At 69.5% G+C, this 10,124-nt stretch carries 10 protein-coding genes; 7 read left to right on the plus strand and 3 right to left on the minus strand.

Annotated features, from left to right (window positions below; genetic code table 11):
• Nucleotides 1-45 precede the first annotated feature (45 nt).
• Complete coding sequence (rbp, locus tag AC3WQY_RS14500; protein ID WP_492709331.1) at nucleotides 46-429, minus strand: RNA-binding regulator; 384 nt, start codon at nucleotides 427-429, stop codon at nucleotides 46-48.
• Nucleotides 430-668: 239 nt separating this feature from the next.
• On the opposite strand from rbp, the gene AC3WQY_RS14505 reads away from it, so the two are divergent.
• The 7 genes from AC3WQY_RS14505 to AC3WQY_RS14535 are packed head-to-tail and all read left to right on the plus strand — an operon-like array spanning nucleotide 669 to nucleotide 8,247.
• Nucleotides 669-1,586: a hypothetical protein gene (locus AC3WQY_RS14505; RefSeq protein WP_285234398.1), complete on the plus strand. Its 918-nt coding sequence runs from the start codon at nucleotides 669-671 to the stop codon at nucleotides 1,584-1,586.
• Nucleotides 1,565-2,365 (plus strand): helical backbone metal receptor, encoded by an 801-nt coding sequence (locus AC3WQY_RS14510; protein ID WP_492709333.1) that lies wholly within the window; start codon nucleotides 1,565-1,567, stop codon nucleotides 2,363-2,365. Before AC3WQY_RS14505 ends, AC3WQY_RS14510 begins: the two co-directional genes overlap by 22 nt.
• 11 nt (nucleotides 2,366-2,376) lie before the next feature.
• Nucleotides 2,377-3,018: a MarC family protein gene (locus tag AC3WQY_RS14515; protein WP_492709335.1), complete on the plus strand. Its 642-nt coding sequence runs from the start codon at nucleotides 2,377-2,379 to the stop codon at nucleotides 3,016-3,018.
• Nucleotides 3,019-3,022: 4 nt separating this feature from the next.
• The gene (creB, locus tag AC3WQY_RS14520) at nucleotides 3,023-3,712 is read left to right on the plus strand and encodes a two-component system response regulator CreB (protein ID WP_492709337.1); all 690 of its coding nucleotides are present in this window, start codon (nucleotides 3,023-3,025) and stop codon (nucleotides 3,710-3,712) included.
• Nucleotides 3,713-5,164, plus strand: a complete 1,452-nt coding sequence (gene creC / locus AC3WQY_RS14525; protein WP_492709339.1) for a two-component system sensor histidine kinase CreC — start codon at nucleotides 3,713-3,715, stop codon at nucleotides 5,162-5,164.
• Between the two features lie 54 nt (nucleotides 5,165-5,218).
• Nucleotides 5,219-6,556 carry a cell envelope integrity protein CreD gene (creD, locus tag AC3WQY_RS14530; protein WP_492709341.1) on the plus strand — a complete coding sequence of 446 codons (1,338 nt, stop codon included), beginning with the start codon at nucleotides 5,219-5,221 and terminating at the stop codon, nucleotides 6,554-6,556.
• Nucleotides 6,557-6,591: 35 nt separating this feature from the next.
• Nucleotides 6,592-8,247 (plus strand): GMC family oxidoreductase, encoded by a 1,656-nt coding sequence (locus AC3WQY_RS14535; RefSeq protein WP_492709343.1) that lies wholly within the window; start codon nucleotides 6,592-6,594, stop codon nucleotides 8,245-8,247.
• A gap of 91 nt (nucleotides 8,248-8,338) precedes the next feature.
• On the opposite strand, the gene AC3WQY_RS14540 is transcribed toward AC3WQY_RS14535, so the two are convergent.
• Together AC3WQY_RS14540 and AC3WQY_RS14545 are read right to left on the minus strand one after the other, a co-directional pair.
• Entirely contained in the window at nucleotides 8,339-9,712 is a 1,374-nt protein-coding gene (locus AC3WQY_RS14540; RefSeq protein ID WP_492709345.1) for a leucyl aminopeptidase family protein, read from the minus strand.
• 64 nt (nucleotides 9,713-9,776) lie between these two features.
• Nucleotides 9,777-10,124, minus strand: a 348-nt coding sequence (locus AC3WQY_RS14545; protein WP_492709347.1) for a thioredoxin family protein, incomplete at its 5' end; no start/stop codon positions are given.

Raw genomic sequence — 10,124 nt, forward strand, 5'->3', positions numbered from 1 at the left:
GCACCCGAAGGTGCCTTTCTTGTGCAGTGCCGAAGCGCTGGCTGATCAGTAGCCGCCCGAACGGCCACCGCCGTAGCCGCCACCGCCGCCACCACCGTAGCCGCCGCCGCCCGAACGGCCACCGCCGCCGAAGCCGCCGCCGCCGGAACGGCCGCCGCCGCCGAAGCCACCCGGACGCTCTTCACGAGGACGTGCTTCGTTCACCACGATCGCACGGCCTTCCAGAGCCTGGCCGTTCATGCCGTTGATGGCGCTTTGCGCCTCGGCGTCCGAACCCATTTCCACGAAGCCGAAGCCCTTGGAACGGCCGGTTTCGCGGTCCATCATGACCTTGGCCGAGGTCACGGTGCCAAATTGACCGAATGCTTCTTGCAGCGATTCGTCACGGACGCTGTAGGCGAGGTTGCCTACGTAAAGCTTGTTTCCCATGGGGAAGCCCTTTCAATACCAAATAACCATGTGGAGCTTCAACCCATCGTGAACCATTCAAGCGAAGGCGCGGCGTCCGAACACAGGTAAACGATTATGGGTGAGAGATCCAGTGATCCGTAAAGCGCCCAAGGCTGAGTGTTGTTTTTCAGCTTCTGAGGAAAACCCGTAAATCGGGCCAACGCTGGGCGCGGGCGCCGCCCTGGTGCGGGCCGGGGCCTCGCTATCATGCCGGCCACATGCAAAAACTCTCCCTGCACGCCCTGAACCGGGTGTTCGCCAGCGTGGAGGCCGTGCGCAACGGCCCGGCGCTCTACGCCCTGCTGAGCAGCTTCTGCTTTGCCGGCCTGCTGCTGGCGATGGCCGAGGCGGCGCTGGCCCGCAGCGACGGCGCCTGGGGTCTGGTATGGGGGGTGAGCGCGGTGCTTGTCGCCTTTTACGGTGTCAACCTCACCGGCCTGCTGCTGATGGACCAGGCCCTGGGGCGGCCGATCCGCGATGTGCAGGACGCCATGCCCGCGGCGCTGGGCGCGGCGGCGCGCGTGCTGGTCAATCTGCTGCTGCTCTTGCTGGGGGCCGCGCTCGTGCTGGGCTTGCTGCTGGCGGCGCTGTGGCTGGTGCGCCTGCCCGGCGTGGGCCTTTACTGGTTCACCCTGCTGGTGCCGGCCGGCGTGCTGCTGCTGGGCGTGGCGGGCCTGGCGGTGACGGTGCTGGTGGGGCCGCTCACCGGCCCCTCGATCTGGGCCGACCAGGGCGTGGAGAACACCTTGCGCATGCATGGCCGGCTGCTGCGCCATCGCCTGCTGGAGGCGGCCGTGCTGATGGCCGGCGTGCTGGCCCTCACCGCCCTGGTGAGCGCGGTGGTGAGTTTTGTGGTGATGGCCGGCGGCCGCAGCATGGCCCTGATCTCGCCCTGGGCGGCGGGGGTGCAGGTGCCGCCGCAGCAGTTCATGGCCGGGCTGTTCGGCTATGGCCTGCGCGCGCTGGGCTCGGCGGGCGCGCCGGTGACGGTCACGCCCGCCGGCCAGGCGGCCATGGTGGGCGGCGGCGCGGTGTTTGCGCTGGCCCTGGTGCTGCCCGCCCTGATCTATCTGCGCGGCTGCTGCGCCGTCTACCTGGCCCTCAACGAGACGCCATGGGACGAGCAGGGCGTCTGAGCATGGCGCAGGGGGCGCCGCGCATCGCCAGCCTGGTGCCCTCGATCACCGAGCTGCTGGTGGCCCTGGGCCTGGGCCCCTATCTGGTGGCCCGCACCGGCTTCTGCATCCATCCCGCCGCGGCCCTGGCCGCCGTGCCCAAGGTGGGTGGCACCAAGGACGTGAACCTGGCCAAGCTGCGCCGGCTCGCGCCCAGCCATGTGGTCGTCAATGTGGACGAGAACCGGCTGGAGACCGCCGAGGCGCTGCGCGAGTTCGTGCCGCAGGTGCTGGTCACGCATCCGCAGGGCCCTGCCGACAACCTCGCACTGCTGGCGCAGATGCGCGCCGCCTTCGGCCATCTGCCCGGGGTGGATGAACGCGCCGAGGCGCTGGCGACGGGCCTGCGGCAGGAGCTGGCCGCCTGCGCCGCCAGCGATTGGCCGCGCCGGCGGGTGCTGTATCTGATCTGGCGCGCGCCCTGGATGACGGTGGCGCGCGACACCTACATTGCTCGCATGCTGACCCAGGTGGGCTGGCAGAGCTGGCCCGAGGCCCTGGGCGGCGAGCAGGGCGCGGCGCGCTATCCGGTGCTGCAGGGCGACGAGCCCTGGCTGGCGCAGATCGAGCGCGTGCTGCTGAGCTCCGAACCCTATCGCTTCGGCGCCGAGCACCTGGCCGAGGCGCAGGCCCTGTGCCCGCAGGCGCGGGTGCAGCTGGTGGATGGCGAGCTGCTGAGCTGGTACGGCCCGCGCGCCGCTCAGGGATTGGCCTACCTGCGCGGGCTGGCCAGCGCATAACATCAAGCCCCATGGACATCTACAAGCCCCTGGTCGCGCTGCTCGCCATCGTCAATCCGATCGGGGTGGTGCCCTTCTTCATCCACTTCACCCAGACCTTCACCAAGGAACAGCGCCAGCACACCATCCGCGTGAGCGCCTTCTCGGCCTTTGTGGTGATCGCGGTGAGCGCGGTGGCGGGCCTCAAGGTGATCGAGTTCTTCAGCATCACCCTGCCCTCCTTCCAGGTGGGCGGCGGTACCCTGCTCCTGATCAGCTCGCTGCAGATGCTCAACGCCCAGCCGGCCGAGGCGCGCCAGACCGACGTCAGCGAGGGCTCCAGCAAGGTCGATGCCGGCGCCAGCATCGCGGTGGTGCCGCTGACGATCCCGCTGCTGACCGGCCCGGCCACCATATCCACCATGGTGATCTACGCCGAGAAGACGCGCCACTGGTGGGAGCTGGCGGTGCTGGTGGGCTATGGCGTGGTGGTGGGCCTGGTGACCTATGCGGTGTTTTCGGCCTCGGGCCGCATCGCGCGCGTGCTGGGCCAGACCGGCATCAACATCATGACCCGGCTGATGGGCCTGATCCTGGCGGCGCTGGCGGTGGAACTGCTGGCCGACGGCCTGGTGAAGCTCTTCCCGGTGCTGGCCACGCATCTCTCGAGCTGAGGCCTTGCAGCACAAGCCACGCATCCTGCTGCTGGAGGACGATCCCGCGATTGCCGGCACGGTGCAGTTCGCGCTGCAGCGCGAGGGTTTCGAGGTCGAGCACCAGAGCTGGCTGCACGAAGCGCGCCGCCGCCTGCACGAGGCTCCGCCCGATCTGGCCGTGCTGGACCTCGGCCTGCCCGATGGCAACGGCCTGGACCTCTGCCGCGAGTTGCGCCAGCAAGGCAATCTGCCCATCCTGATCCTGAGTGCACGCGCCGAGGAATGGGACCGCGTGCTCGGCCTGGAGCTCGGCGCCGACGACTACCTCACCAAGCCCTTCAGCCCGCGCGAGCTGGTGGCGCGGGTGCGGGCACTGCTGCGGCGCGCCCAGGCGCCCGCCTTGGTGGCCAGGCCGGACGGCTTCGAGCTCGATGCCGACGGCCTGCGCGTGCGCCTGAACGGCCAGCCGCTGGACTTGACGCGGCGCGAGCTCGGCCTGCTGAAGCGCCTGCTGGCCGCTCCCTCACGCATTCACAGCCGGGAGAGCCTGCTGGATGCCGTCTGGGGCCAGTCGGCCGAGAGCATGGACCGAACGGTGGACACCCATATCAAGACCCTGCGCGCCAAGCTGCGCGCCGCCTCGCCCGAGCTGGACCCGATACGCACGCATCGGGGCCTGGGTTACTCGCTCGAATTGAACGAGAAGCCATAGATGCGCCTCGGCCTGCGCCTGTTCCTGGCGTTCTTCCTGATCACCGGCCTGACGGCCTTCTTCGTGCTGCGCGTCTTCCTGGCGGAAGTGAAGCCCAGCGTGCGCGAGGTCATGGAAGACATCATGGTCGACAGCGCCAATCTACTGGCCGAGCTGGCCGCCGAGGACCTGGCCCTGGTGGCGCAGGGCGGCAAGCTGGCCGAGACGCGGCTGGCGCGCCAGCTGCAGGACTATGCCAAGCGCCCGGTGGACGCGCGCATCTGGGGCCTGCGCAAGCAGAGCCTGGATCTGCGCATCTACGTCACCGACGGCCAGGGTCAGGTCTTGCTGGACAGCGGTGCCGGCAGCGCGGTGGGCCAGGACTATTCGCAATGGCGCGATGTGGCGCTGGCGCTGCGCGGCGAATACGGCGCCCGCACCAGCCGCGATGTGCAGGACGACGAGCGCAGCAACGTCATGTATGTGGCCGCGCCGGTGCGCGAGCCCGGCGGCGCCGGTAAGCTGCTGGGCGTGGTGACGGTGGCCAAGCCCATGGCCACGGTACAGCGTTTCATCGACCGCGCCGAGCGCCGCATCTTGATCGCAGGCCTCTCGCTGCTGCTGTTCTCACTAGCGATTGGCGTGACGGTGACGGGCTGGCTGATCCTCAACGTGCGGCGCCTGCGCGACTATGCACGCCGGGTGCAGGCCGGTGCACGCGAGTCCTTGCCGCAAGTGCCCGGCGAGCTGGGCGACCTGGCTCAGGCGATGGAGGCAATGCGCGAGCGCCTGGAGGGCCGCGAGCATATCGAGCAGACGGTGCGCGCCCTCACGCACGAGTTGAAAAGCCCGCTGGCCGCCATGCGCGGTGCCGGCGAGCTCCTGCATGAGGAGCTGGCGCCCGCTGACCGCCAGCGCTTTGCCGCCCAGGTGGTGGAGCAGAGCGAGCGCCTGCGCGAGCTGGTGGACCGCATGCTGGAGCTCTCCAAGCTGGAACTGCAGCGTGGCCCTGCACACCCCGAGCGACTGCAACTGGACGAACTGCTGCTGCGCCTGCTGGCGCGCGAGGCCAGCCGCATCGCGCAGCGCGGCCTGCAGCTGCGCTGGCTGGAGCGCGAAGCGATTGTGGTGCAGGCCGATGCCGAGCAGGTGGAGCTGGCACTCAGCAATCTGCTGGTGAACGCGCTCGACTTTGCGCCGTCCGGCTCCATGCTGGAGCTGCGCCTGTGGCGCCAGCCCGGCCGCGCCTGCTTTGCGCTGCGCGACCACGGCCCCGGCGTGCCCGCGCAGGCCTGGGGCCAGCTCGGCCAACGTTTCTTTTCCACCGCCCGCCCCGATGGCCGCGGCAAGGGCTCGGGCCTGGGCTTGGCAATCGCCCGCCAGGTGGCGCTGCTGCATGGCGGCAGCCTGGACTTCGAGCCCGCCGAGCCGGGTTTGCGCGTCATCTTCACACTCGCTTCACCCACGCCCTGATGCCTTCACCGGGCCTGGCCAGACTGCAGACCTCGCAACAAGGAGGACTGCAAGATGGCACGCGCATGGGGCTGGAAGATGATGATCTTGACCGGGGTTAGCCTGATCTTGAGCTTGGTGCTGCTGCGTATCGGCTGGCTGGTGGACGAGCGCCAGGCGCGCCAGCGCGAGGCGGTGCGCAGCGTGGAGGAGTCGCTGGCCGGGGGCCAGGTCTTGCTGGGGCCGCTGCTGACGCGGCAGTGCAGCGAGCAATGGGAGGAATGGCAGGGCGAGGGGCGCGAGCGCCGCCAGGTGGCCGTGAAGCGCGAGTTCATGCTCAGTGCCGTGCCCGGCGGCCTGCAGGTGGGCGGTGGCCTCAACCTCGAGCCGCGCTACCGCGGCCTCTTCAAGGTGAACGGCTATGCCGGCCGCCTGCAGCTGGATGCGCAGTGGCCCTCGCTGGAGCGTTTGCAGCCTCAGGCCGAGCATGCGGGCAGCCAGCTGCTCTGCGGCGACCTGATGGTGATGCTGGCCACCAGCGATGTGCGCGGCCTGCGCGGCGTGGACCTGCGCCTGGGCGAGCAGCGCCTGCAGGTGCAGCCCGGCACGCTGCACCCCGCCTACCCGCAGGGCTTGCATGCCGCGCTGCCGGCACAGGCGGGTGCGCTGAGCCTGCGGGTCCAGCTGGACCTGGCGGGCACACAGCGATTTGCCTTCGTGCCCGCAGCCGCCTCCACCAGCCTCGACCTGCACTCGGACTGGCCGCATCCTAGCTTCGGCGGCCGCTTTCTGCCGGTGGAGCGCAGCACGGGTGCGCAGGGCTTCAAGGCGCACTGGCAGGTCTCCGAGCTGTCCAGCACCGCGGCGGACTGGGTGCAGCGCGGCCGCCCCATCGTGGGCCTGTCCAACAGCGACAAGGCGGCCGAGGCGGACACGCTGATGTTCGAGATGGTCGATCCCATCAACCCCTATGTGATGAGCGATCGCGCCATCAAATACGGGCTGATGTTCATCCTGCTCACCTTCACCTCGGTCTCGCTGGTGGAGCTGCTCTCTGGCCGGCGGGTGCACCCGGTGCAGTACCTGCTGGTGGGTCTGGCGCAAAGCCTGTTCTTCCTGCTGCTGCTGAGCCTCTCGGAGCATCTGGCCTTCGAGCCTTCCTATGCGGCGGCGGCCGGCGCGGCGGTGGCCCTGCTGGGCTATTACGGCGCCCATATGCTGGGCGGCTGGCTGCGCGGCCTGGTTTTCGGTGGCGGGGTGGCGGCGCTCTACGGCGCGCTGTTCGTGCTGCTGCGCATGGAGCAGGCCGCCCTGGTGGTGGGTGCACTGCTGCTGTTTGTCATGCTGGCGACAGTGATGGTGCTGACGCGACGTTTGGACTGGTATGCGCTCAGCAATGGCTTGAGTAAGTAGCTTTGCGCTTGCCGCTAACGGCCGGCTGCGCCAGCATGCGGTGCATGAGCTTCGACTACATCATCGTCGGTGCCGGCACGGCCGGTTGTCTGCTGGCCAACCGGCTCTCGGCCGATCCGTCCAAGCGCGTGCTGCTGCTGGAGGCCGGCGGCAAGGACGACTACCACTGGATCCATATCCCGGTCGGCTACCTGTACTGCATCGGCAATCCGCGCACCGACTGGCTCTACCAGACCGAGGCCGACGCGGGCCTGAACGGGCGCCGCCTGCGCTACCCGCGCGGCAAGGTGCTGGGCGGCTGCTCCAGCATCAACGGCATGATCTATATGCGCGGCCAGGCGCGCGACTACGACGCCTGGGCCGAGGCCACCGGGGACGCGGCCTGGCAATGGGGTCAGGTCTTGCCGCACTTCAAGAAGCACGAGAACCATTGGCGCCTGGATGCGGCGGTGGGCGTGAGCGATGCATTCAAAGCCCTGCATGGCCATGGTGGCGAATGGCGGGTGGAGCGCCAGCGCCTGCGCTGGGAGGTGCTGGACGCCTTTGCCCAGGCCGCCACCCAGGCCGGCATCCCGGCCACGGACGACTTCAACCGCGGCAGCAATGAAGGTGTGGGTTATTTCGAGGTGAACCAGCGCGCCGGCTGGCGCTGGAACACCGCCAAGGCCTTTCTGCGCCCCACCTGTCTGGGCCGGCCCAACTTCGAGCTTTGGACCGGCGCCCAGGTGCAGCGGCTCACGCTGCAGCGTGAGGACGGCCAGCTGCGCTGCAGCGGTGCCGAGGTGCGCACCCCGCATGGGCTGGAGACGGTGAAGCTCAATCCCGGCGGCGAGCTGCTGCTGGCCGCCGGCGCGATCGGCTCGCCGCAGATCCTGCAGCTCTCGGGCCTGGGCCCGGCCGCGCTGCTGCAGCGCCACGGCATCGCCGTGCAGCAGGCGCTGGAGGGCTTGGGCGCCAACCTGCAGGACCATCTGCAGATCCGCGCCGTCTTCAAGGTGCAGGGCACCAAGACCTTGAACACCCTGGCGAACAGCTGGTGGGGCAAGGCCAAGATCGGCATGGAATATGTGTTCAGGCGCAGCGGGCCGATGAGCATGGCGCCCTCGCAGCTGGGCGCCTTCACGCGTAGCTCACCCGACAAGACCTGGCCCGATCTGGAGTACCACGTGCAGCCGCTCTCGCTGGACGCGTTTGGCGAGCCGCTGCACAGCTTCAATGCCATCACCGCCAGCGTCTGCAATCTCAATCCGACGAGCCGCGGCACGGTGCAGATCCAGTCGGCCGATCCGGCCATGGCGCCGCTGATTGCGCCCAACTATCTGAGCACCGATGAGGACCGCCACATTGCCGCCGAGAGCCTGCGCCTGACGCGCCGCATCGTGGCCCAGCCGGCGCTGGCGCGCTACCGGCCCGAGGAGTACAAGCCCGGCGTGCAATTCCAGAGCGATGCGGACCTGGCACGCCTGGCCGGCGACATCGCCACCACCATCTTCCACCCGGTGGGCACCTGCAAGATGGGCCGCGCTGACGATACCAGCGCAGTGGTGGACTCGCACCTGCGCGTGCGTGGCGTGGCCGGCCTGCGCGTGGTGGATGCGAGCGTGATGCCCACCATCACCAGCGGCAACACCAACTCGCCGACCTTGATGATCGCCGAGCGGGCGGCGCAGTGGATCCTGGACGGGAAGTAGTGGCAAGCCCGGGCGGCGCCGGGCCGCCCCAAGGCGCCCGGGCTACCCGCTTGGTGGGTGGCGGCGGTACCCCGCCGCCGGGTGCCCACGTTTATGCGAAGCGTTCTTCCAGATAGGCCAGCAGGGTGCGGATGGTCTGCGCCTCGCCGCCCACCGGGCGACCGGCGCGCGGCTGGTCGTTCCAGGCGAACAGATCGATGTGCAGCCAGTCCTGCTGCTCGGGCACGAAGTACTCGAGGAACAGCGCCGCATTGATGGCGCCGGCCAGGGCGCTGCGGCCGGTGTTGACGATGTCGCCGATGCTGGAGGCAATGCCCTCCTGGTAGGGCGCCCACAGCGGCATGTGCCACAGCGGGTCGTCCAGCTTCAGACCCAGGTCCACCAGCTCGCGGCCGGTGTCCATATGCTTGGTGAACAGGGCGGGCAGCTGCGCGCCCAGCGCCACGCGGGCGGCGCCGGTGAGGGTGGCCAGGTCGATGATGAGCTCGGGCTTGTGTTCGCTGGCGTAGGCCAGGGCGTCGGACAGCACCACACGGCCCTCGGCATCGGTATTGCCGATCTCGATGTGCAGGCCCTTGCGGGTCTTGATCACATCGCCGGGGCGGTAGGCATTGCCGGCCACGGCGTTTTCCACCGCCGGGATCAATACCTGCAGGCGCACCGGCAGCTTCAGCGCCATGATGAGCGCGGCCAGGCCCAGGGCATTGGCGGCACCGCCCATGTCCTTCTTCATCTGACGCATGCCCTCGGCGCTCTTCAGGTCCAGGCCGCCGGTGTCGAAGCAGACGCCCTTGCCTACCAGGCTCACCAGCGGATGCTTGGCACTGCCCCAGTTCAGCTCGATCAGGCGCGGCGCGCGCGTGGCGGCACGGCCCACGGCGTGGATGGCGGGGAAGTTCTGCTTCAGCAGCGCGTCACCGACGATCTGCTTGAACTTGGCGCCATGCTGCTTGGCCACCAGGGCGGCGGCCTGGGCCAGCTCCTCCGGGCCCATGTGCTCGGCCGGCGTGTTGACCAGATCGCGCGTGGCGCTGATGGCGGTGGCCAGGGCCAGGCCGCGCTCGGCCTCGGCGCCCGGGGCCAGCAGCAGCACGGCTGCCGGGCGGCTGCGCGGCTTGTAGAGGTCGAACTGGTAGGCGCCCAGTTCCCAGGACATCGCAGCCTGCTCGGCCGGGATGGCGAGACCTTCGTCGCTCAGGTGGTACTGGCCCTCGGGCAGGGCCTTGGGCAGGGCCGCCAGCGCGAAGGGATGGGCCACATGGCCGATGCCGGCGAACACCTGGCCCAGCTTGCCGTCGGCGCCGGGCACCAGGGCAAAGCTGTCGGGTGCGCCGCTGAAGCCGCAGGTGGCGAGCCAGTTCTGCGTCGCCTTGGGCAGCTTGGGCGCCAGCGCCTTGAAGGCGGCGCGGTCGACGGCAATGATGGGGGTGGCGCGGGCCACCGAGGTCTTGAGTTGTACGGTCATATGTGGGTGCGGCTTAGCCAGGCAAGGCCCGCATTGTCGCCGCAAGCCCGGCCAGGCCCCCCGCTCAGCAGCTGTGTTGCAGGCGCGCGAGCAGGGCCTGGGCGGCGGGGCCGGCGTCGCGGGCCGGGCCGGCATCGCGCAGCGAGTCCAACAGGCGCTGGGCGGTGGCCAGCTGCGGCGTCAGCGGGCCGCAAAAGCGCAGCTCCTCGCCCACGCCCACCAGCAGGGTGGGGAAGGTTTCCACATCCAGGTCGCCCACCAACTCGGCATCGTCCTCGATGTCCACCCAGACGAAGCGGTACTGGGGATACAGGCTGCGCAGCTGTGCAAAAGTGTCGTGGTAGCTGCCGCACAGCTGGCACCAACCGGCGCAGAGGCAGGCCACCAGCGTGGTGCTGGCGGGGTCCGGGTG

This window comes from Roseateles sp. FW301-B2 (genome assembly GCF_058788955.1).